Annotated in this window: 18 protein-coding genes; 15 read left to right on the plus strand and 3 right to left on the minus strand. The window is 62.1% G+C overall.

The features are described from left to right. Positions 1-162: 162 nt before the first annotated feature. Together ACODSV_RS28220 and ACODSV_RS28225 are read right to left on the minus strand one after the other, a co-directional pair. Positions 163-1,770 carry an alkaline phosphatase family protein gene (locus ACODSV_RS28220; RefSeq protein WP_024072755.1) on the minus strand — a complete coding sequence of 536 codons (1,608 nt, stop codon included), beginning with the start codon at positions 1,768-1,770 and terminating at the stop codon, positions 163-165. A gap of 100 nt (positions 1,771-1,870) precedes the next feature. Then, entirely contained in the window at positions 1,871-2,815 is a 945-nt protein-coding gene (locus tag ACODSV_RS28225) for a LysR family transcriptional regulator (protein WP_024072756.1), read from the minus strand. Between the two features lie 155 nt (positions 2,816-2,970). Between ACODSV_RS28225 and ACODSV_RS28230 the strand changes: the two genes are divergently transcribed. Continuing rightward, on the plus strand, positions 2,971-5,319 hold the full coding sequence (locus ACODSV_RS28230) for a TonB-dependent receptor (protein WP_150056107.1): 2,349 nt from the start codon (positions 2,971-2,973) through the stop codon (positions 5,317-5,319). Here the strand turns inward: ACODSV_RS28230 and ACODSV_RS28235 are convergent. Continuing rightward, entirely contained in the window at positions 5,316-6,500 is a 1,185-nt protein-coding gene (locus tag ACODSV_RS28235; RefSeq protein WP_150056106.1) for a CynX/NimT family MFS transporter, read from the minus strand. The genes ACODSV_RS28230 and ACODSV_RS28235 overlap by 4 nt on opposite strands. A 110-nt stretch (positions 6,501-6,610) precedes the next feature. On the opposite strand from ACODSV_RS28235, the gene ACODSV_RS28240 reads away from it, so the two are divergent. The 14 genes from ACODSV_RS28240 (at position 6,611) to ACODSV_RS28305 (ending at position 21,461) form a co-directional block, all read left to right on the plus strand. Further along, on the plus strand, positions 6,611-7,462 hold the full coding sequence (locus ACODSV_RS28240) for a LysR family transcriptional regulator (RefSeq protein WP_069075015.1): 852 nt from the start codon (positions 6,611-6,613) through the stop codon (positions 7,460-7,462). A 240-nt stretch (positions 7,463-7,702) separates the two neighbouring features. Next, positions 7,703-8,518: an energy transducer TonB gene (locus tag ACODSV_RS28245; RefSeq protein ID WP_024072761.1), complete on the plus strand. Its 816-nt coding sequence runs from the start codon at positions 7,703-7,705 to the stop codon at positions 8,516-8,518. 52 nt (positions 8,519-8,570) lie between these two features. Then, positions 8,571-9,293, plus strand: coding sequence for a MotA/TolQ/ExbB proton channel family protein (locus tag ACODSV_RS28250; RefSeq protein WP_093235410.1), 723 nt, complete (start codon positions 8,571-8,573; stop codon positions 9,291-9,293). Between the two features lies 1 nt (position 9,294). Next, positions 9,295-9,696, plus strand: a complete 402-nt coding sequence (locus ACODSV_RS28255) for an ExbD/TolR family protein (protein WP_010565408.1) — start codon at positions 9,295-9,297, stop codon at positions 9,694-9,696. A 317-nt stretch (positions 9,697-10,013) separates the two neighbouring features. Continuing rightward, positions 10,014-10,595, plus strand: coding sequence for an alpha/beta hydrolase (locus ACODSV_RS28260; RefSeq protein WP_024072766.1), 582 nt, complete (start codon positions 10,014-10,016; stop codon positions 10,593-10,595). Between the two features lie 49 nt (positions 10,596-10,644). Further along, the gene (locus ACODSV_RS28265; protein WP_024072767.1) at positions 10,645-11,571 is read left to right on the plus strand and encodes a sigma 54-interacting transcriptional regulator; all 927 of its coding nucleotides are present in this window, start codon (positions 10,645-10,647) and stop codon (positions 11,569-11,571) included. Between the two features lie 126 nt (positions 11,572-11,697). Then, entirely contained in the window at positions 11,698-12,480 is a 783-nt protein-coding gene (locus tag ACODSV_RS28270) for a MetQ/NlpA family ABC transporter substrate-binding protein (RefSeq protein ID WP_024072768.1), read from the plus strand. Between the two features lie 492 nt (positions 12,481-12,972). Beyond that, positions 12,973-13,638 (plus strand): amino acid ABC transporter permease, encoded by a 666-nt coding sequence (locus tag ACODSV_RS28275; RefSeq protein ID WP_150056446.1) that lies wholly within the window; start codon positions 12,973-12,975, stop codon positions 13,636-13,638. Continuing rightward, positions 13,619-14,278, plus strand: a complete 660-nt coding sequence (locus ACODSV_RS28280) for an amino acid ABC transporter permease (protein WP_024072770.1) — start codon at positions 13,619-13,621, stop codon at positions 14,276-14,278. The genes ACODSV_RS28275 and ACODSV_RS28280 overlap by 20 nt, the downstream gene beginning before the upstream one ends. Then, positions 14,275-15,051 carry an amino acid ABC transporter ATP-binding protein gene (locus ACODSV_RS28285; RefSeq protein ID WP_024072771.1) on the plus strand — a complete coding sequence of 259 codons (777 nt, stop codon included), beginning with the start codon at positions 14,275-14,277 and terminating at the stop codon, positions 15,049-15,051. Before ACODSV_RS28280 ends, ACODSV_RS28285 begins: the two co-directional genes overlap by 4 nt. Beyond that, positions 15,048-15,899, plus strand: a complete 852-nt coding sequence (locus ACODSV_RS28290; RefSeq protein ID WP_489046580.1) for a transporter substrate-binding domain-containing protein — start codon at positions 15,048-15,050, stop codon at positions 15,897-15,899. Before ACODSV_RS28285 ends, ACODSV_RS28290 begins: the two co-directional genes overlap by 4 nt. A gap of 350 nt (positions 15,900-16,249) precedes the next feature. Then, on the plus strand, positions 16,250-17,353 hold the full coding sequence (locus ACODSV_RS28295) for an efflux RND transporter periplasmic adaptor subunit (RefSeq protein WP_150056009.1): 1,104 nt from the start codon (positions 16,250-16,252) through the stop codon (positions 17,351-17,353). Then, a complete protein-coding gene (locus ACODSV_RS28300) occupies positions 17,350-18,420 on the plus strand; it encodes an efflux RND transporter periplasmic adaptor subunit (protein WP_150056008.1) in 1,071 nt (356 codons plus the stop codon). Before ACODSV_RS28295 ends, ACODSV_RS28300 begins: the two co-directional genes overlap by 4 nt. Next, positions 18,417-21,461, plus strand: a complete 3,045-nt coding sequence (locus ACODSV_RS28305; protein WP_150095504.1) for an efflux RND transporter permease subunit — start codon at positions 18,417-18,419, stop codon at positions 21,459-21,461. Before ACODSV_RS28300 ends, ACODSV_RS28305 begins: the two co-directional genes overlap by 4 nt. Positions 21,462-21,706: the final 245 nt, after the last annotated feature.

The raw sequence follows: 21,706 nt of genomic DNA on the forward strand, positions 1-21,706 counted from the left end.
TTCCGATTGATTGGGGCTGCTTCGCAGCCCAACGCGGGGCAAGCCCGCTCGCCACGGGTTACTGTTTGCTAGTTCTATCTCTTAACTGACCGGCATCAGGGCTTGCCAAGGAGGTACCCATTTGCTGCGCGACAGCGGCACCTCCCACATTCGATCAGTGGTTTACCAGACGCCGATTTTCACCACTTTCTCCGCCTCCGGCTCACCGTAACGAAACCGTTGGCCACGCAGATCGATCTCTGTGTGGCTGATGGTGGTGCGCCGTTTCAACCCGCGCAGCCATTCGAACAGATACCCCAAATGAATGTCGCGCACTTGGGCGTAGGCCGGGTCGCTGCCCAGGTCGTGCAGCTCCTGCGGGTCGTTTTCCAGGTCGAACAGTTGTGCGCGAAAGCCGTCGTACGCCAGGTATTTCCAGCGCTCGCTGCGTACCATCGTCATCCGGCAACGGTCGATGGGTTGCGCCAGGCGTTCGCGGGCCGGGGCCTGGAAGGCATAGTCGTACTCGGCGATGGCGTAGCGGCGCCAGCTCGTTTCTTGGCAATGCAGCAGCGGGATCAGTGAGCGGCCTTCCAGGCGATGGTCGGCCGCGGGCAGGCCCAAGGCCTCAAGGAAAGTCGGCAGCGCATCGATGGTTTCCACCAGCCGTGCGTCCACTGTGCCACGGCTGATATCGGCCGCGGCGCGTGGGTCGCGCACGATCAGCGGAATGCCCACGGCCGGTTCCAGCAAAAATTCTTTTTCGCCGAGGAAGTGATCGCCGAGAAAGTCGCCGTGGTCGCTGGTGAACACGATCAAGGTGTCGTCCCAACGGCCGTTGCTTTGCAGGAAATCGAACAGTCGCCCGAGTTGGTCGTCGACTTGTTTGATCAAGCCCATGTAGGTGGGAATCACCGTGAGCCGTACCTCGTCACGGGAAAAGTTCAGGCTCTCCTGGTGTTGGCGGAACGCTTGGTACACCGGGTGATCGCTGGTTTCCCCGGGCTGGATCGGTGCCTGGATATGCTCGGCGCCATACAGCGCGTGATAGGGCGCCGGTGCGATGTAGGGCCAGTGTGGCTTGATATAGGACAAGTGCAGGCACCACGGTTGTTCGGCCTGCTCGCGGATAAAGTCGATAGCGCGGTCGGTGGTGTAGACGGTTTCCGAATGTTCCTCGGCCACGCGCGCGGGCAGGCTGGCATTGCGCATGTGCCAACCGCTGAGCACTTCGCCGTTTTCACCTGCTGCGGCATTGGCCCATTCGTGCCACGGGTTGGTGCCGCTGTAGCCCTGTTCGCGCAGGTAATGGGTGTAGGGCGCGGACTCGCGTTTGTCATCGAACAGCGGGCTGTCGGGGTAGATGCCGTCGTGACGCAAGTACGCCTCGAAGCCGACCTCGTTCAATGGCTCGGCCTGCTCGCTCCCAGGGTCGATATTCAGGCGCTGCAAGGCTTCGACATTGGGCGTGGCGTGGGTCTTGCCGACCAGCGCCGTGCGGATACCGTGGGGGCGCAGGTAGTCGCCGATGGTCAGTTCTTCCAGGGGCAACGGCACCGCGTTCCACGCCACCTGGTGGCTGCTGACGTAGCGCCCGGTATAGGCCGACATGCGCGAGGGCCCGCAGATGGTGCCTTGGGTATAGGCGCGGCTGAAGCGCACACCGGCGGCTGCCAGGCGATCGATGTTCGGCGTGTGCAGGTGAGCGTGGCCGTAGCACGACAGGTAATCGCGGCGCAGTTGGTCGCACATGATGTACAGCACGTTGCGCACGGGTTGGGAGTGGGGCATGGGGTTTCACCAGACGGAGGACAGGTGAGGTTTTTCGCCGTTCGGGTGGGGGGCTGGCAAGTGCATTTGGGGACTGGATTTCATGCAGGGGATGCATGGCCTAAACCGCGACGTTCTCCAGTGCACACACATCCTCATCCAACTCATCGATCTGTTTGATCTGCTCGATCATCGCTTGCGCCAGCGGCGACAAGCGATACCCGGCCCGGCTGACGATGCCGTAGCGGGTGTAACGCTCCTCCAGATCCTCGGCCAGGCCCTCGATCTTCAAGCACACCAACTCGCCCCGGGCCATGTGCAGCACATCGCTGTTGGCGCTGACGATGCCGATGGCGTCGGAGCGCAGCACCACGCCCATCAGGCTATAGCCGTTTTCGCATTCGACATTGGGCTGGTAATCGGGCCGGCCACTGAGGTCGACGATGACCTTGCGCAGGTTGGGCGGGCGGATGGTCACGGCCAGCGGGTAACTCATCAGCTCGGCGGCGCTCACGCTGTCGCGCAGGGCCAGCGGGTGGCCGGCGCGGCAGCAGAAATACCAGCGGCGCGGGCGCAGGCGGTGGGTGTGATAGTCCGGGTTGGCTTCGAAGTGGCGGGTGTCGGCGACGAAAAACTCGAACTCTTCACTGAGCAGGCGTTTGCTCAGGCTTTGCCAGTCGTCGACCTGGTACTGCACCCGTGCCTTAGGGTAGCGCCCGATAAAACTGCCGATGGCGCGGGGCACCAAGCCACCCGCTGGCGCCGGGCCGCAACCGAAGCGCAACTCCCCTGCCTCCAGGCCATTGAACTGGTCGATCTCGTTGGCCAGTTGCTGCGCACCGCTGACCAGGCGCCGGGCGTGCTCCAGCAATACCTGGCCTTGTTTGGTCGGTGCCAGGTCTTTACGGCCACGGTCAATCAGCTGGCAACCGGCGCTGTGTTCCAGGGCCTGGATACTGCGACTGAACGCTGACTGCGACAGGTTCACCGTCAACGCGGCTGCGACAAAACTGCGTTGTTCGGCAAGGGCGATGAAGTGACGAAGCTGGCGCAAATCGATATGCATTTTTCACATCAAAAATATCCGGGAAATGCATTGGCTATGCATTAGGTCGACTCTTTATAAAGGCTATCTCTTATGCAGTAAATGTTAGTTAAAACATAAATAAATAACCTAAAGGAATATCTCTCGATGGATATTTCCGGGTTCCGGAGCCGCTTATGAGTCTGTTGAAGTCCGCTGTCCCTTCCTCTCCCTGGCGGCTCAAGCGTTTGCCGCTGGCGCTGTTGCTGGCCGGCAGTGCCAGCTGGACGCCCAGCCACGCGGCCGACGCAAACAAGCCTGCGCCCGAAGGCGAGAACGCCACTGGCCAACTGGAAACCGTCACGGTCACCGCTCGGCGCCGCACCGAAAGTGCCCAGGATGTGCCGACGCCCATGAGCGTGATCGGTGGCCAGGCCCTGGAGAGCCAGCGGGTGTATCGGATTCAGGATTTGCAGCAACTGGTGCCCAGCGTCAACGTCGCCTACATGCATGCGCGCCAGTCCAGCGTGTCGATTCGCGGCCTGGGCAACAACCCGGCGAGTGACGGCCTTGAGGGCAGCGTGGGGCTGTATATCGACAACGTTTACCTCGGGCGGCCGGGCATGGCGGTGTTCGACCTGATGGACATCGAGCAGCTTGAAGTCTTGCGCGGCCCGCAAGGGACGTTGTTCGGCAAAAACACCACCGCCGGGGTGATCAACATCAGCACGCGCGCGCCGAGTTTCACCCCGGAGCGCAGCATTGAAACCTCGTTGGGCGAGGACGGCTACTTCCAGACCAAGGGCACGATTTCCGGCCCGCTCACCGATGAGCTGGCGGGGCGTTTCTCGGCGTATCGCACCCGCAGCGACGGTGACATCAAGAACGAATACAACGGCCATGACCTCAACGGTGGCTCGCGCCAAGGCTTTCGCGGGCAACTGCTGTACAAGCCCAGCGAGGCGTTCAACCTGCGCTGGATCGGCGATTACAACGAAGAGGATTCCAGCGCCGGCACCCGTGTGCTGTACAGCACCGGGCCGACCATCAACGGCACCAACCTCTACCAGTCGCGGGCCAACGCGGCAGGCGCGACCCTGGTCGATGGCACCCATCGCAAGGTCAACCTGGACAGCGACCAGCAGGTCACGGTGTTCCAGGGCGGCACGTCGCTGGAAGCCAACTGGACGTTGCCAAGTGACTTCACCCTGACCTCGGTGAGTTCCTATCGCTTCTGGAACTTCACCCCACGCAACGACGACGGCCTTAACGTGCCAGCGTCGTATAACGCCGGGGTGTCGGTGGAAGATAAGCAGTGGTCCCAGGAATTCCGGCTGGCTTCGCCCACCGGCGGTTTCTTCGATTACGTGCTCGGTGCCTACTACTTCGGCAACTCGCTGGACAACAAATCCTTCGCCTATTACGGGCCCCAGGCCGACATTTGGAACGGCACGCCAGCCGGCGCACTGGCCAACGTCAGCAGCGTCGGCAACGGGCACATTCGCACCGACAGTTTTGCACTGTTTGCCCAAGGCACCTGGCACCTCACCGAACGCCTGGATTTCACCGCCGGCCTGCGCGGCACCTATGAAGAAAAAAGTGCCTGGGTCACGCGTAACAATCCCCTCGGCGGTGCGGCGGTCACCGGTGCTGCCGCTACGGCTCGACGTGGCCGCGCGGGGGCGTACGACTCCGGTGACCTCACGCAATACAGCACCAGCCCCTCGGGTTTGCTCAACCTGAGCTACCGCTTCAACGAAAACCTGTTGGGCTACGCGACGCTGTCCCATGGCGAAAAGTCCGGCGGGGTCAACCTGGCGGTAGGCTCGGCACCGACGGCCGGTGCCGACTCACTGCTGATCGGCACCGAGCGCGCCAACAACGCCGAACTGGGTTTCAAAAGCACGCTGTGGGACCGGCGGCTGCAGCTCAATGCCAACCTGTTCTGGACCCAGGTCAACGGTTACCAGACCAATGCCTATGACCAGGACAACCGTGTGCAGTACCTGACCAACGCCGGTTCGGTGCGCTCGCGGGGCGTCGAGGTGGAAAGCACCCTGGTGCCGATCAAGGGCCTGACGTTGAACCTCAACGGCTCGTTCAATGATGTGAGCTACCTGTCTTACAAGGATGCGCCGTGCCCGCCGGAAGTCAGTCTGCGCCCCGGTGCGCCGGCCTCCTGCGACCTGAGCGGGCATCAAGTGGTGGGGGCGTCGAAATGGATCGCCAACGCCAACGGCGAATACAAGTGGAACCTGGATAACGGCTTCGAACCCTACGTCACCGCCAGCTATGCCTTCCGCTCCAAGGCCGTGGGCACGGTGGAGGACTCTGACTATGGACAGATTCCCGCCTACGCCGTGGTCAACCTGTCCACCGGCCTGCGCGGCAACTATGAGCAGGGGCAGTGGGACGTGTCGTTATGGCTGAAGAACGCCTTCGACAAGACCTACTACACCACCCTGTGGACCGGCGGTAACGGCGGTTATGAAGGGCTGCTGGGCACGCCGCGTACGCTGGGCCTGACCGGGCGCTACGACTTCTAGCCGGGTACGGCGGCGGTGCGGTAGGTGGCTGGGCTGAACACTCGCGTCACCATGAGCATCGCCACTGCCGTGAGCGTCAACACCCACCAGGCGCTGGTGAAATGGCCGGTAAGTTCGCGCAGCCAGCCGGTTATCCATGGCGAGACCGCGTTGATCAAAAAGCCGATGCCTTGCACAAAGGCCGCCAGTTGCCCGGCTTGCCGAGGGTCGCGATGGTGGTCGAGGGTCAGCAGCAGGCTCAGGGCGAAACACGCGCCCAGGCCGAAGCCGCACAAGGCGACCCACAGGTGGGTCAATTCCAGCGGCGCCAGCAACAGGCCGAGATAACCCACGGTCTGGGCGAGCAAGGCAATGCCCAGCAGCGGCCGCCGATCGATACCGCGTTGCGCCAGCACGGGCATCAGCAGCGCGGCGATCACCTGGAAGATGGTCATGAACGCCAGCAACGAACCGCTGGGCAGCACGCCCCAGCCCAATTGCTGATAGTAGGCCGGCAACCACGCCACCAGGCTCATGTAGCCGCAATTGACCAGGCCGAAGTACAGCGCCAGCAACCAGGCGCGACGATTGCGCAGGCTCTTGAACGTGGGCATCACCTTGGAGCTTCTGGCCGCCCCCAGCGGTAAGAACACCCACAGCAGCCACGCGGCCAGCGCCGGTAGCAACCAGATTCCCAGCCCCGCCTGCCATTGCTGGAAATGGCTGGCCACCAGCGGGCTGAGCAGCGCTGCCAGTCCGCCGCCGGCCATCAGCGAAGCCGAATACACCCCCATCGCCACCGGCACGCGCTGCTGGAATTCGCGCTTGATCATCGCCGGCACCAACGCCTGGATCAGCGCGACACCGGCACCACCGAGCAGGGCAGTGGCCAGCAATGCCGAGCCCTGGCCCATCAGCCAGCGCGCCAGGCACGCCAGCAGGATCATCATCAAGCCCAGGGCAATGCCGCGCCGTTCACCCAAGCGCGCTTCCACCCGCACACCCGCCAGCGCCACCAGGCCCATGCACACCACCGGCAGGCTGGTCAGCAGGGCGCTGCTCTGGAAACTCAGGCCGGTGGCCTGGCGAATCTCGCCGAGCAACGGGCTGATCGAGCTGAGGATCGGCCGCAGGTTGAGGCCCAGTACCACCAGCAGGCCCCAGCCCGCGAGTTTGCTCACGAATGAAGAGTTAAACGTCATGCGGGGCCTGTTCGAGGTGCAAAAAGAGGCAGGTAGTATCGCCAGCTGGCGAGGTATTCTGAAATTAAATATAACCATGCCAATCAGTGGCAAATGGAATGGTGACCAGCATGTTCGATCCTGTGTTGTTGCGCAGTTTTGTCGCGGTGGTGGATTGCGGCAATTTCACCCGCGCCGCCGAGCGCCTGCACTTGACCCAGTCCACCGTGAGCCAGCAAATCCGGCGGCTGGAAGAAGCGGTGACGTGCCAACTGCTGGACCGCGACCAGCGCCGTGTGGTCGCCACTGCCGAAGGCGAGCGGCTGCTGGCCTATGCGCGGCGCATCCTGGCGCTGCATGAAGAAGCCGCCGATGTGTTGATCAACCAGCAAAGTGATGGCGTGCTGCGCCTTGGCGTACCGGAAGACTTTGCTGCCGAGCGCCTGATGCCGTTGCTGTCGGCGTTCGTGGTGGCGTATCCACGGGTGCGCCTGGAGGTCACCAGCGGTCTCGGCCCCGAGTTGCAGCGTCAGTACCGCAGCGGCGAGTTCGATGTGTTGCTGGTCAAGCAGATGGGCGACAGCGCCGACTGCCTGGCCTCATGGCCCGAGCCGTTGTGCTGGGTCGACAGCCGCAGCACACCCTCCCTGGGGCGCGATCCATTGCCGTTGGTGGCGTTTCCGGTGGGCGGCCTGTACCGCAATGAAATGCTCCAGCACCTGGAGGTGGCGGGTTGGCGCTGGCGCATCGGCTATTCCAGCGCGAGTTTGGCCAGTGTGTGCTCGGCGGTGGCGGCGGGACTGGGGATCAGCCTGTTGCCGCGCCGGGTGGTGCAGGCCGGGCATGCGGTGCTGGGGGCCGAGAGTGGCTTGCCGGCCGTGCAGGGCGTGCGACTGGCGTTGTATGGCCGCAGTGGCCTGGGAGCGGCAGGGCAGAGTTTGCAGCGCCAATTGCTCGATTTGTGCGCAAACAGCCCTGCCTGATCCATGCCTTTGCTGAATATTTTGTATGCCTGAAAAGCATCAAAAAACCGCGCTGGGGCGCCAGGCCACGGATTACGGGGCTTTGGCGCCTGCGGGTATTTTTCTTATTCAGATTAGATCTATCTATAACTTTAAAGATTACTTTAAGAGATAAGCGTCTGGCCCCGATGATTCAGCCCTCGACGGCCGCTTTGGCAGGCCTGTCGGTTTTTTTGTTTCAAAACCGTAGGGAGTGAATCAATGGGCAATGTCCAGACCGCCGCCAGTGCACCCGAGGCGCTATGGCGCCAGGCACCGAGTGGTGAGTTGGTCGACCTTGGCCGGCCACATCGCGCGCCGTTAGGGCAGTTGCGTTTGCAGAAAACCCCCAAGCGCTTTTCGAGCCGTCGCGAGGGGATTCTGCTCGGGTTGCTGGTGTTGGCCCTGCACGGTGCGGTGATCTATTGGGTGAGCCAGAAGCCCACCCCGGTGCTGCCGATTGTGCCGCCGGAAATCCCGCCAATGACCATCGAATTTTCCCAGCCGGCACCGCCCGTGGTGGAACCGCCACCGCCTGTGCCGCCACCACCGCCGCCGCCCGTGGTCGAGCCACCGCCGCCGGTGGTGGATGAGTTGGCCGCCAAGCCGGCACCGCCCAAGCCGATTCCAAAACCTAAGCCCAAGCCGGTGCCAAAGCCTGAGCCCAAGCCCGCACCGAAACCGGTCGAGCAGGCGCCCACGCCACCGCAACCGGCGCCACCGGCCCCCGCGCCCGCTCCGCCCGCGCCAGCCCCGGTGACCCCTGCTTCGGCCAACGCCGCGTACCTCAAGAACCCGGCGCCGGAGTACCCGTCACTGGCGCAGCGTCGCGGTTGGGAAGGCACGGTGTTGTTGCGAGTGCATGTACTGGCCAGCGGTAAGCCGGGCGAAATCCAGGTCCAGAAAAGCAGCGGTCGCCAGCAACTCGACGACGCCGCGCTGACCGCCGTGAAGCGTTGGAGCTTCGTGCCGGCCAAGCAAGGCGATGTGGCCCAGGACGGCTGGGTCAGCGTACCGATCGATTTCAAGATTCACTAACTATTCGGCTGCGGTGTGTTGCACACGCCGCGACCCGCACAAGAGGGAAAACATCATGGCATTAGCATCTCCACTTGAATCCATCGAAAGCGCGGTGATCTGGCTGCTGGTGGTCTTTTCGGTCGCCACCTGGGGCCTGGCCCTGCTCAAGGGCGTGCAGTTCGGTCGCCTTAAAGCGCAGGATCGCAAGTTCCACAAACAGTTCTGGGCGGCGTCGAGTCTCGACTCGGCCGCCGAGTTGGCCGAGACCCAGCCCGGTGCCGCTGCCCGTGTGGCCCAGGCCGGTTACGCCGCGATCCAGGTCGGGGAAGCGCCGCACGCGGCCGACCTGAGCCAGGCGATCAACCACCAGGACCGCCTCGAGCGTGCCCTGCGCCAGCAGATCGTACGTGAGCGCCGTTCCCTGGAAACCGGCCTGGCCGTGGTCGCCAGTATCGGCAGTACCTCGCCGTTTATCGGTCTGTTCGGCACCGTGTGGGGGATCATGGAAGCGCTGAAGGGGATCAGCGCGGCCGGCTCCGCCAGCCTGGAAACCGTGGCTGGCCCGATCGGTGCGGCGCTGGTCGCTACCGGCGTGGGTATTGCCGTCGCCGTCCCGGCGGTGCTGGTCTACAACTACTTCCTGCGTCGCCTGAAGCTCACGGCGGCCGACCTGGATGACTTTGCCCACGACTTCTACAGCCTGGCGCAGAAGCATTCGTTCCGCGTGCTGCTGCACCCTGCGCTGACCAAAGGCGCGGCCGGCAACCCGCAAAAAGTGAAGGAGGCGTCCTGAGATGGCCTTCTCCACCCAAGACAGCGATGAGGTGCTGAGCGAGATCAACGTCACGCCGTTGGTCGACGTGATGCTGGTACTGCTGGTGGTGTTTATCGTCACCGCGCCGCTTTTGACCAATGCGATCCCGATCAACCTGCCCAAGACCGAGGCGGTCGCCCCGGTGGAGCAGAAGGACCCGCTGGTGGTGAGCATCGACGGTGCCGGCAAACTGTTTATCAACAAGGACGAAATCCAGCCGGACCTGCTGGAATTCAACCTGCAGGCGGCCAAGGCCAAGGACCCCGATGTGCGGGTGCAACTGCAGGCCGATGATGGTGTGAACTACGGCGAAGTGGCGCGAGCCATGGCGTCTATCGAGCGCGCGGGGATTACCAAGCTGTCGGTGATCACGGCACGTTAGTTTCAAAGCCTCGACAATTTTTTGGCCGTTTCCTTGGCAGGGTGCGGCCTTTTTTTTGCCTGGAATTTAAGTCGCGCCGCCAAATCCCGATCGGGAAGGGGGCCAATGTGGGAGGGGGCTTGCCCCCGATGGCGGAGTGTCAGTTGGCCAATTTGTCTGCTGGCACCACTGCCATCGGGGGCAAGCCCCCTCCCACATTTTGATCTCATGCAGGATTGGTTTTTTGGTTATTAATAAATAGCTTCTTATTCCTTAACGAATATAACCCTCGTCCCTATACTGTCCTACAACGTTAAACGCTGCAGGAGGGCACACCCATGCACAGCGAGTTGATTCGTTATCTGATCGTGCCGGGCTGGCAAGGATCGCCAGAAGATCATTGGCAAAGTCACTGGCAGAACAGCCTGCCCAACAGCGCACGCGTGGAGCAGGCCGATTGGCTCACGCCGCGCCGTGAAGACTGGGTCGCCGCGCTGGCCGAGGCGATTGCCGCCGACAGCACGCCGGTGATTCTGATCGCCCATAGCCTGGGCTGCATCACCGTGGCCCATTGGGCGGCCACTGCCCCGGTGCAGTTCCTGCGGCAGGTGCGCGGTGCCTTGCTGGTAGCTCCGGCGGACGTCGAACGTCCGGCGTGCTCGCCTGCCCTGCGCAACTTTGCGCCGATCCCGACCGACCTGTTGCCGTTTCCCAGCCAGGTGGTCAGTTCCGATAACGACAGCGCCGTCAGCGCCCCCCGGGCCCTGGAATTGGCCCGCAACTGGGGGGCCGAAGCCGGCATTCTCTCGGGGGCCGGGCATATCAATGTGAAGTCCGGTCACCAACGCTGGGAGCAAGGCTTCGCCTACCTGTATCGCTTGCAAAGTCGCCTCGAGCATCACGCCCGGCGCACTGCCTGATATTTTTTAAACGCCCCGTCCCTGAGCGGATTTGGGGCGGGAGCCTGCCATGAGCCTGCATGAAACCTTCGGTCAGCCCCTGCTGACCTTCCCCGACGCCGAAAAAAGCCCGCTGAGCATCCGCGCCAAGGCGCTGGTGTTTGTCGACCCGCGTTCGCGGCAACTGCGCGAAGAGCTGGAAAACCTAGCCCCCCGCGCCTTGCCCGTATTGATTCGCGGCGAGACCGGTAGCGGTAAAGAGCTGCTGGCGCGGCATATCCATCGTGGCAGTGATCGTGCCGGGCTGTTTGTCTCGGTCAATTGCGGCGCCATCAGCCCGACCTACGCCGATGCCGAGTTGTTCGGCTACGCTGCCGGCGCCCACAGCGGCGCGGCGAGCAGCCGTGCCGGCTGGTTCGGGTCGGCCAATGGCGGCACCTTGTACCTGGATGAAATCGGCGATTTGCCGCTGCCGATCCAGGTCAAGTTGCTCGCCGCCCTGGAAAACCACGAAGTCACTCGCGTCGGTGCGCATCAGCCAAGCCCGGTGGATGTGCGCCTGGTAGCAGCCACCAGCATCGACCTGGCCCAAGCCGTGGCTGCCGGCAAGTTTCATGAGCGGCTGTTCCATTACCTGAGCGAAGGCCAGCTGGAATTGCCGGCATTGCGCGAGCGGGTCGGCGATATCCTGTCCCTGGCCGAGTACTTCCTCGGTATCTACAGCCAGCGCCTGGACCTGCCGGTGCCGTTGATCAGCGACGCCGCCCAGCGCGTACTGGAACACCACAGCTGGCCGGGCAATACCCGCGAGTTGGAGAACGTCATTCACTTTGCGCTGCTGGTCAGCAGCGGCGATGAGATTCTGCCGGAGCATCTGAATCTGCCCGTGGCCGGTTCGCCCCTTGAACAGGTGCAGCGAATATTCGATAACGCCAGCCCCGCCGAGCAGGAAACCTTGCGCCGCTTTCTACATGAACAAAATGGAATATCAACGTGAATAAAAGATATTGTTCGGGAATAAAAAATCTAGGTATTGTCGCTTGCATGCCGCGATAGCACTTCGCTGGCACTTCTCATCAAAACGGTCGTCAGAGACGCCCCGCAATTCCAATAAGGACACTGCATGAAAAAGGTTCTGTTGTTTACCGCACTGGCGGCTGCCCTGACTGCAAGCTTCGCCCAGGCCAACGAAAAACTGGTGGTGGCTGCCACTCCGATCCCGCACGCGGAGATCCTTGAGCTGGTCAAGCCGACCCTGGCCAAAGAAGGCGTGGACCTGGAAATCAAAGTCTTCACCGACTACGTTCAACCCAACACTCAGGTGGCCGAGAAGCGTCTGGACGCCAACTACTTCCAGACCCTGCCGTACCTGGAAAACTTCAACAAGGGCAAGGGCACCAACCTGGTCACCGTGATCGGTGTGCATGTTGAACCCATCGGTGGCTACTCGAAAAAGATCAAGAATATTTCCGAGCTCAAGGACGGCGCCACCGTTGCCATCCCGAACGAAGGCTCCAACAGCGGTCGTGCCCTGTTGCTGTTGCAAAAGAATGGTCTGATTACGCTGAAAGACCCGACCAACGCGCTGTCCACGCCGAAAGACATCAAGGACAACCCCAAGCACCTGAAATTCAAGGAGCTGGAATCGGCCCTGCTGCCACGTGTGCTGGACCAGGTCGACCTCGATGTGATCAACACCAACTACGCCCTGGAAGCTGGCCTCAACCCAGCGAAAGACGCACTGATCATCGAAGACGCCAAGTCGCCTTACGTGAACTTCCTGGTGGCTCGCCCGGACAACAAGGACAGCGCCGCTATCCAGAAATTGGCCAAGGCGCTGACCAGCCCGGAAGTCAAAGCTTTCATCGAGAAGAAGTACAACGGCGCAGTCGTGCCAGCGTTCTGATGTAAGCCCAAACCCCTTCAAGGTTTCAACGCCGACGGCTACTACAGCGTCGGCGTTTTTTATGCCTGGAATTTGGAATGCAATAAAAACTGTGGGAGGGGGCTTGCCCCCGATGGCGGTATGTCAGTCACAGATGCATTGACTGAACCACTGCTATCGGGGGCAAGCCCCCTCCCACATGGGATCTACGGTGTTTTAGAGATCCCGGCTATTGATCGCCCTGCGCAACGCCACCAACCATTTCACCAGCTCCTGCGGATCAATCGGCTTCGCTTTGTTCATTGTTCATTCCTTCGAAACACAGACCCCCCAACCATAGCCGTCACTTGGAAAACCCGCGAATCCGGCGGTTATCTTTTTGGGTGATATCAATATGCTATTTCGGTATTTAAATTTTATTTTTTATACCTTTAGAGTTCGCGCTACCCGGCGTTACCCACGCCGGCCTGGACGGCACTCGCTGCATTACCCCTGCGGCGTCATGGACTCAAGATGACCTTCGATTTCGCTTTTATCCTCAGCACCCTGCCGGCGTTTTTCAAAGCCGTGGGGGTGACGCTGCAAGTGGGCCTGATCGCCATTGCCACCTCGCTGTCGGTGGCGCTGATCAACGCCGCCTTGCTGGTGTTTCGCACGCCTTACCTGTCGCGCCTGGTTGGGCTCTATGTGGAGTTGGCGCGTAACACCCCGCTGCTGATCCAGCTGTTTTTCGTGTACTTCGCCCTGCCGGCCCTGGGCTTCAATATTTCCGGGTTTTGGGCGGCGATCATCACCATGACCTTCCTCGGCGGCGCCTACCTCACCGAAGTGCTGCGCGCGGGCGTGGAAGCGGTGCCGCTGGCGCAGGTCGAATCGGGCAAGTCTATCGGTCTGTCCGACTGGCAGTTGCTGCGCCATGTGATCCTGCCCCAGGCCGGCATCCTCAGCCTGCCGGCGCTGTTCGCCAATTTCATCTTCCTGCTCAAGGAGACCACCGTGGTCTCTGCCGTGGCGGTGCCGGAGATTCTCTACACCACCAAGAGCTACATCGCTCTCTACTACAAGACTTACGAAATGCTCGCCGTGCTGACGCTGATTTGCGTGCTGTTGTTCCTGCCGTTGTCGCTGCTGCTCAGCCGCCTGGAAAGGAGGCTCCAGCATGGCCAGTTCGGGTCTTGAATTGTTGTGGGTGTCGCTGCCGCAACTGGGTAAGGGCGCTGCGCAAACCCTGTCGATTTCCTTTCTGAGCATCGCTTTCAGTACGGTCGGCGGGGTGCTGTACGGCGTGTTGCGCACGTTGAATCAAACGGTGATCAATGGGCTGCTGCGCATTTACCTGGAGCTGTTCCGTGCGATCCCGGTGCTGGTGTGGCTGTACCTGTTGTTTTTCGGCCTGCCGATTTTCTTCGGCCTGAGCATTCCGAGTTTCTGGTGCGCGGTGTTGGTGCTGTCGCTGTGGGGCGCCAGCGAGGTGGGCGAAGTGGTGCGCGGCGCTTTGCATTCGCTGCCCCGTGGCCAGCGCGAGGCGGGCTTGTCGATTGGCCTGTCCGCCCCGCAGCTGTACGGCTACGTGCTGCTGCCCCAGGCCCTCAAGCGCATGACGCCGCCGACCATCAACGTCTACACGCGCATCATCAAGACCAGCTCCCTGGCGGTGCTGATCGGCGTGGTGGACGTGATCAAGGTGGGCCAGCAAATCATCGAGCGCACCTATGAGTCGGTGTTGATCTACGGCGCGCTGTTCCTGTTTTTCTTCTTCATCTGCTACCCGTTGTCAGCCGCCTCCAAGCTGCTGGAACGGCGCTGGGGCCAAGCATGAGCGCACTGATCGAGTTCCGGGGTTTCAATAAGTTCTTCGGCGACCAGCAGGTGCTCAAGGGCATCGACCTGAGTGTGCAAAGCGGCGAAGTGGTGGTGATCCTCGGCCCCAGCGGCTGTGGCAAAAGCACGTTGCTGCGCTGCCTCAACGGCTTGGAAGCAGCCCATAGCGGCAGCCTGCGGTTTGCCGGCAAGGAGCTGCTGGCTAAACACACGGATTGGCGCCAGGTACGCCAGGATGTGGGCATGGTGTTCCAGAGCTACCACCTGTTCCCCCATATGAGTGTGCTCGACAACCTGCTGCTCGGCCCGCTGAAAGTGCAAAAGCGCGAGCCCCGCGAAGCGCGCGCCCAGGCAGAAAAACTGTTGGACCGCGTCGGCCTGGCCGACAAGCGCGACGCCTACCCGCGCCAGCTTTCCGGCGGCCAGCAGCAACGCATCGCTATCGTCCGTTCGTTGTGCATGAACCCCCAGGTCATGCTGTTTGACGAAGTCACCGCCGCCCTCGACCCGGAGATGGTCAAGGAAGTGCTGGAAGTGATCCAGGGCCTGGCCCGCGACGGCATGACCCTGCTGATCGTCACCCACGAAATGGCCTTCGCCCGCGCCGTGGCCGACCGCGTGGTGTTCATGGAGGCCGGTCGCATCCTCGAACACAACACCCCCGAAGAATTCTTTACGAACCCGCAAACCGCACGCGCGCAGCAGTTCCTGGAGAAGTTCTCCTTTGTTTCAACACTGCCCAAGAAAACCCAGGAACTGGAGCTGATATGAAAAAGTTACTGCTGCCACTGTTTGCCGTTGCCTTACTGGCCGGCTGCGATAAAAAGGCCGAAGAGCCTGCTAAACCTGCCGCCGCCGTGAGTTACATCGACAAGATCAAGGCGCGCGACAAACTCATCGTTGGCGTGTTCACCGACAAACCACCGTTCGGCTTTGTCAACGAAGCCGGGCGCTACGTCGGCTTCGATACCGACATCGGCCGCCGATTCGCCAAGGACTTGCTGGGTGATGAAAACAAAGTCGAATTCGTCGCCGTCGAGCCGGCCAGCCGTATTCCCTTCCTGCAAAGCGACAAGGTCGACCTGATCCTCGCCAACATGACCGTGACCCCGGAGCGTAGGGAAGCGGTGGACTTCACCAACCCCAACCTGAAAGTCGCGGTACAGGCCCTGGTGCCCAACGACAGACCGGTCAAGAGCCTGGATGACCTGGCTACCCGCACCACCATCGTCACCACCGGCACCACGGCCGATATCTGGCTGACCAAGAACCACCCGGACTGGAAACTGCTCAAGTTCGAGAAAAACTCCGAGTCGTTGCAGGCGCTGTCGGCCGGGCGTGGCGATGCGTACGCGCAAGACAACCTGGTGCTGTTCAGCTGGGCCAAGCAGAACCCGGGCTACCGCGTGTTGGAACAGAAACTCGGCGACGAGGCCCCGATCGCGCCAGCGGTGAAGAAGGGCAATATCGAATTGCGTGACTGGGTGAATGCCGAGTTGGCGAAGCTGGGTGAGGAGAAGTTCTTGCTCAAGTTATATGACCAATATGTGCGCAAAGAACTGAGCGACGACACCAAGCCTGAGAGTGTGATTGTCGAAGGCGGGAAGTGGCAGGGGTGATGCTGCGCTGACTGTTTTACTGCTATCGCAGGCAAGCCCTAATGCCGTTCAGTTAAGGAGGAACACTGTAACTGTAACTGTGGCAAGCGGGCTTGTTGTGGTGAGGGGGCTTGTTGTGGCGAGCGGGCTTGCCCCGCGTTGGGCTGCGAAGCGGCCCCAATAAGGCCACTGCGTTTATCCAGGCATATTGAATCTCCAGGTTTTGGGGCTGCTTCGCAGCCCAACGCGGGGCAAGCCCGCTCGCCACAGCAAACCCCCTCAATACGCCTTCCCCATGCAGAAAAGGAACCCTGATCTAAGCTCACAGTCGCATACACACTGGCACATCGCATCGCGCACAAGGAGTCCGCATGGGCGGTCGTATTTCCATCTGTATGGTCGGCATGGGTTTGGCGGTGTTGCTGAGTGGTTGTGGTCAGGAAAAAACCGAACCCAAGCAGCATTCCCGGGTGTTCGTGCAAACCGTGCAACCCGCGGATTTCGCTGCGGCCGTCACGCTGACCGGTGATATCCAGGCCCGTGTGCAAACCGATTTGTCCTTCCGCGTGGGCGGCAAGATCATCCAGCGCATGGTGGACGTGGGCGACCGGGTCAGCGCCAAGCAAGTGCTGGCCAAGCTCGATCCCAAGGACTTACAGACCAGCGTCGATTCCGCCCAGGCCCAGGTCGTGGCCGAGCAGGCGCGGGTCAAGCAAGCCGCCGCGGCCTTCGTGCGCCAGGAAAAGCTCTTGCCCAAGGGTTACACCAGCCGCAGCGAATATGACAGCGCCCAGGCCGCGTTGCGCAGCAGCCAAAGCGCCTTGGCCGCTGCCCAGGCGCAGTTGGCCAACGCTCGCGAGCAATTGGGCTACACCGCGCTGGTCGCCGAAGCGCCTGGGGTGATTACCGCACGCCAGGCGGAAGTGGGCCAGGTGGTGCAGGCCACCGTACCGATCTTCAGCCTGGCCCGCGACGGCGAGCGTGACGCGGTGTTCGACGTGTATGAATCGTTGCTGGTGGAACCGGCCAATGATGACGTGATGACGGTCAAGTTGCTGGATAAGCCGCACGTGCAGGCCACCGGTAGAATCCGCGAGACCACCCCCGCGGTGAACGCTGCCAGCGGTACCTTGCAGGTCAAGATTGCATTGAACACCTTGCCCCAGGGCATGGACCTGGGCGCCGTGGTCAGCACCACTCTCCATGCCCCGGCCAAGGCCAGTATCGAACTGCCATGGGCGGCGCTGACCAAAGACCTCAGCGAACCCGCCGTATGGCTGGTGGACGGCGACGGCAAGGCGCAGTTGCACAAAGTCAGTGTGGCGCGTTACCTCACCGGCAAGGTGATCATCAGCGACGGCCTCAAGGGTGGCGAAAAAATCGTGGTGGCGGGCGGGCAATTGCTGCACCCCGGTATGCAGGTCGAGATCGCCCAGGCGCCGGACACGGCGCAGGCCCAGGGCGTGCAACCATGAAGTACCTGACAGTTGTCCTCATCGTCGGCCTGCTGCTCGCGGGCTGCTCCAAGCAGGAACCGCCGCCCGAGCCGGTGCGCCCGGTGCTGTCCATGGAAGTGAAATCCGAAGACCAGGAAACCTTCGGCCGTTTCGCTGGCACCATCCAGGCGCGCTATGAAAGCAACCTCGGCTTTCGTGTTCCCGGTCGCATCGCTCGGCGCGCCGTGGATGTGGGCGCCGAAGTGGAGAAAGGAGCGGTGCTCGCCGTGCTCGACCCCACCGACCAACAAAACCAACTGCGCGCGGCCCAGGGCGACCTCGCGCGCGTCCAGGCGCAATTTATCAACGCCCAGGCCAATGCCCGGCGCCAGCAAGCGTTGTTCAACCGTGGCGTCGGCGCCCAAGCCCAATTGGATGCGGCCCAGACTGACCTGAAAACCACCCAGGCCAGCCTCGACCAGGCCCAGGCCACGGTCAACCAGGCCAAGGACCAGCTCAACTATGCCGAACTGCGCACCGACCATGGCGGCATTGTCACCGCCTGGAGCGCCGAAGCCGGCCAGGTGGTCAGCGCCGGCCAGCAAGTGGTGACCCTGGCCCGCCCGGACGTCAAGGAAGCGGTGATCGACCTGCCCGCCGGCCTTGCCGAGCGCCTGCCGCCGGACGTGGTGTTCCTGGTCGCCGGGCAGCTCGACCCCAGCATCAACACCACCGCCACCGTGCGCGAGATCGAGCCCCAGGCCCAGAGCGCCACGCGTACCCGTCGGGCGCGGCTGACCCTGGCCGAAACACCGCCCGCGTTCCGCCTTGGCACGGCGATCAGTGTGACCTTGAGTTCGACCATCGCCCCACGTATCGAGTTGCCCCTGAGCGCCTTGCAGGAAGTCGACGGCAAGACCCGCATTTGGCTGCTCGATACCCACAGCCAGACCGTGCAACCGCGCGACATCACCGTGCTTAGCCGTGACGCTGACAGCGCCTTGCTCGATGGCGGCGTCAACCCCGGCGAGCGTATCGTCACCGCCGGCGTGAACAGCCTGAAACCCGGGCAGAAAGTCAAAATCGACGAGGACAGCCCGCGATGAAAGGGAGCTTCAACTTATCCGACTGGGCCCTCAAGCATCAGTCCTTCGTCTGGTACCTGATGTTCGTCGCGCTGCTGATGGGCGTGTTCTCCTACCTGAACCTGGGCCGCGAGGAAGACCCTTCGTTCACCATCAAGACCATGGTGATCCAGACCCGCTGGCCGGGTGCGACCCAGGAAGAAACCCTCAAGCAGGTGACCGACCGCATCGAGAAAAAACTCGAAGAGATCGACTCTCTCGACTACGTGAAAAGCTACACCCGGCCTGGAGAGTCCACGGTGTTCGTGTTCCTCAAGGACACCACCAGCGCCAAGGCGATCCCCGAGATCTGGTACCAGGTGCGCAAGAAGCTCGACGATATTCGCGGCACCTTCCCCCAGGGCCTGCAAGGGCCGTCGTTCAACGATGAATTTGGTGATGTGTTCGGCTCGGTGTATGCGTTTACCGGCGATGGCCTGTCGATGCGTCAGCTGCGCGATTACGTGGAGCAGGTGCGCGCCGAGATCCGCTCGGTGCCGGGGTTGGGCAAGGTCGAGATGATCGGCCAGCAGGATGAAGTGATTTACCTGAATTTCTCCACGCGCAAACTGGCGGCCCTGGGCATTGACCAGCGCCAGGTGGTGCAGAGCCTGCAATCGCAGAACGCCGTAACGCCCGCTGGGGTGATCGAGGCTGGGCCGGAGCGGATTTCCGTGCGCACCTCCGGGCAGTTTGCTTCGGAAAAAGACCTGGCCGACGTGAACCTGCGGCTCAATGATCGCTTCTATCGCCTGGCGGATATCGCCGAGATCACCCGCGGTTACGTCGACCCGGCGCGGCCGATGTTTCGCTTCAACGGCAAGCCGGCCATCGGCCTGGCTATCGCCATGCAGAAGGGCGGCAATATCCAGTCGTTCGGTGAGGCCCTGCACACGCGCATGGACGAGCTGACCGCCGACTTGCCCGTGGGCGTCGGCGTGCACAAGGTCTCCGACCAGGCCGAAGTGGTGGAAGAGGCCGTCGGCGGCTTTACCAGTGCGCTGTTCGAAGCGGTGATCATTGTCTTGGTGGTGAGCTTTATCAGCCTCGGCCTGCGTGCCGGGCTGGTGGTGGCGTGTTCGATCCCGCTGGTGCTGGCGCTGGTGTTCGTGTTCATGGAATACAGCGGCATCACCATGCAGCGTGTGTCGCTGGGCGCGTTGATCATCGCCCTCGGCTTGTTGGTGGACGACGCGATGATCACCGTGGAAATGATGATCACACGCCTGGAAAAAGGCGAAACCAAGGAACAGGCGGCGACCTACGCGTACACGTCCACGGCATTCCCCATGCTCACCGGCACGCTGGTGACCGTGGCCGGCTTTGTCCCGATTGGCCTGAACGCCAGCTCGGCGGGGGAGTACACCTTCACCCTGTTCGCGGTCATTGCGGTGGCGATGCTGGTGTCGTGGGTGGTGGCGGTGCTGTTTGCGCCGGTGATTGGCGTGCATATCCTCAGTGCCAATGTGAAGCCCCATGGCAACGAACCGGGGCGCATCGGCCGCGCGTTCAATGGCGGTATGCTCTGGGCCATGCGCAACCGTTGGTGGGCGATCGGCATCACCGTGGCCCTGTTTGCCGCGTCGGTGTTTTCCATGCAGTTCGTGCAGAACCAGTTCTTCCCGTCGTCGGACCGCCCGGAAATCCTCGTCGACCTCAACCTGCCGCAAAACGCCTCGATCAATGAAACCCGCAAGGCGGTCGACCGCCTCGAAGCCATCATCAAGGACGACCCGGACATCGCGCGCTGGAGCACCTACATCGGCCAGGGCGCGATCCGTTTCTACCTGCCCCTCGACCAGCAACTGGAGAACCCGTATTACGCGCAGTTGGTGATTGTCAGTAAGGGCCTGGAAGAGCGCGGTGCGTTGATCACGCGTCTGCAAAAACGCCTGCGTGACGATTTTGTCGGTGTCGGCAGCTTTGTGCAGCCGCTGGAAATGGGCCCGCCGGTGGGGCGGCCGATCCAGTACCGCGTTTCCGGTAAAGACACCGACCAGGTGCGCAAGCACGCCATCGAATTGGCGACCTTGCTCGACAAGAACAGCCACCTGGGCGAGATCATTTACGACTGGAACGAGCCGGGCAAAGTGCTGAGGGTCGACATCGCCCAGGACAAGGCGCGGCAGTTGGGTTTGTCATCCGAAGACGTGGCGCAGTTGATGAACAGCGTGGTCAGCGGGGCATCGGTGACCCAGGTGCATGACGATATCTACCTGATCAACGTGGTCGGCCGCGCCGTAGACGCCGAACGTGGCACGCCGGAAACCTTGCAGAACCTGCAGATCGTGACACCCAACGGCACCTCGATCCCGCTGCTGGCCTTCGCCACCGTGCGCTATGAGTTGGAGCAGCCGCTGGTGTGGCGCCGCGACCGCAAGCCGACCATCACCATCAAGGCGGCGGTGCGCGACGAGATGCAGCCCACTGACCTGGTCAAGCAGCTCAAGCCCGAGATCGACGCGTTCAGCGCCGGCCTGCCGGTGGGCTACACGGTCGCCACGGGCGGCACCGTGGAAGAAAGCGGCAAGGCCCAGGGCCCGATTGCCAGCGTGGTGCCGTTGATGCTGTTTTTGATGGCGACCTTCCTGATGATCCAACTGCACAGTGTGCAGAAGATGTTCCTGGTGGCCAGCGTCGCGCCGCTGGGACTGATCGGCGTGGTGCTGGCGCTGATCCCCACAGGCACGCCCATGGGCTTTGTGGCGATCCTCGGTATTCTCGCGCTGATCGGCATCATCATCCGCAACTCGGTGATCCTGGTGACGCAGATTCACGAATATGAAGTGGCCGGCCATTCGCCATGGGATGCGGTGGTGCAAGCCACCGAGCACCGGCGCCGGCCGATCCTGCTCACGGCCGCTGCGGCCAGCCTGGGCATGATCCCGATTGCACGGGAAGTGTTCTGGGGGCCGATGGCCTACGCGATGATTGGCGGCATCATCATCGCCACCTTGCTGACGCTGTTATTCCTGCCGGCGCTGTATGTGGCCTGGTACAAGATCCGCGAACCCCAACAGTAACCTGTGGCGAGCGGGCTTGTTGTGATGAACGGGTTTGTTGTGGCTAGCAGGCTTGTTGTGGCGAGCGGCTTGTTGTGGCGAGCGGGCTTGCCCCGCGTTGGGGCGCGTAGCGGCCCTAAAACCAGTCTCCCGGTTCTACCAGAAGAAATGCGGCGGCCTTATTGGGGCTGCTTCGCAGCCCAACGCGGGGCAAGCCCGCTCGCCACAACAAGCCTGCTAGCCACAACAAACCCGCTCATCACAAC

It is taken from the genome of Pseudomonas sp. FG86, from assembly GCF_057808775.1.

What these genes read in the sequence shown, in the direction of transcription:
- ACODSV_RS28220 (WP_024072755.1), bottom strand. Translation starts at nt 1,770, where the DNA reads ATGCCCCACTCCCAACCCGTGCGCAACGTGCTGTACATCATGTGCGAC.
- ACODSV_RS28225 (WP_024072756.1), bottom strand. Translation starts at nt 2,815, where the DNA reads ATGCATATCGATTTGCGCCAGCTTCGTCACTTCATCGCCCTTGCCGAA.
- ACODSV_RS28230 (WP_150056107.1), top strand. Translation starts at nt 2,971, where the DNA reads ATGAGTCTGTTGAAGTCCGCTGTCCCTTCCTCTCCCTGGCGGCTCAAG.
- ACODSV_RS28235 (WP_150056106.1), bottom strand. Translation starts at nt 6,500, where the DNA reads ATGACGTTTAACTCTTCATTCGTGAGCAAACTCGCGGGCTGGGGCCTG.
- ACODSV_RS28240 (WP_069075015.1), top strand. Translation starts at nt 6,611, where the DNA reads ATGTTCGATCCTGTGTTGTTGCGCAGTTTTGTCGCGGTGGTGGATTGC.
- ACODSV_RS28245 (WP_024072761.1), top strand. Translation starts at nt 7,703, where the DNA reads ATGGGCAATGTCCAGACCGCCGCCAGTGCACCCGAGGCGCTATGGCGC.
- ACODSV_RS28255 (WP_010565408.1), top strand. Translation starts at nt 9,295, where the DNA reads ATGGCCTTCTCCACCCAAGACAGCGATGAGGTGCTGAGCGAGATCAAC.
- ACODSV_RS28260 (WP_024072766.1), top strand. Translation starts at nt 10,014, where the DNA reads ATGCACAGCGAGTTGATTCGTTATCTGATCGTGCCGGGCTGGCAAGGA.
- ACODSV_RS28265 (WP_024072767.1), top strand. Translation starts at nt 10,645, where the DNA reads ATGAGCCTGCATGAAACCTTCGGTCAGCCCCTGCTGACCTTCCCCGAC.
- ACODSV_RS28270 (WP_024072768.1), top strand. Translation starts at nt 11,698, where the DNA reads ATGAAAAAGGTTCTGTTGTTTACCGCACTGGCGGCTGCCCTGACTGCA.
- ACODSV_RS28275 (WP_150056446.1), top strand. Translation starts at nt 12,973, where the DNA reads ATGACCTTCGATTTCGCTTTTATCCTCAGCACCCTGCCGGCGTTTTTC.
- ACODSV_RS28280 (WP_024072770.1), top strand. Translation starts at nt 13,619, where the DNA reads ATGGCCAGTTCGGGTCTTGAATTGTTGTGGGTGTCGCTGCCGCAACTG.
- ACODSV_RS28285 (WP_024072771.1), top strand. Translation starts at nt 14,275, where the DNA reads ATGAGCGCACTGATCGAGTTCCGGGGTTTCAATAAGTTCTTCGGCGAC.
- ACODSV_RS28290 (WP_489046580.1), top strand. Translation starts at nt 15,048, where the DNA reads ATGAAAAAGTTACTGCTGCCACTGTTTGCCGTTGCCTTACTGGCCGGC.
- ACODSV_RS28295 (WP_150056009.1), top strand. Translation starts at nt 16,250, where the DNA reads ATGGGCGGTCGTATTTCCATCTGTATGGTCGGCATGGGTTTGGCGGTG.
- ACODSV_RS28300 (WP_150056008.1), top strand. Translation starts at nt 17,350, where the DNA reads ATGAAGTACCTGACAGTTGTCCTCATCGTCGGCCTGCTGCTCGCGGGC.
- ACODSV_RS28305 (WP_150095504.1), top strand. Translation starts at nt 18,417, where the DNA reads ATGAAAGGGAGCTTCAACTTATCCGACTGGGCCCTCAAGCATCAGTCC.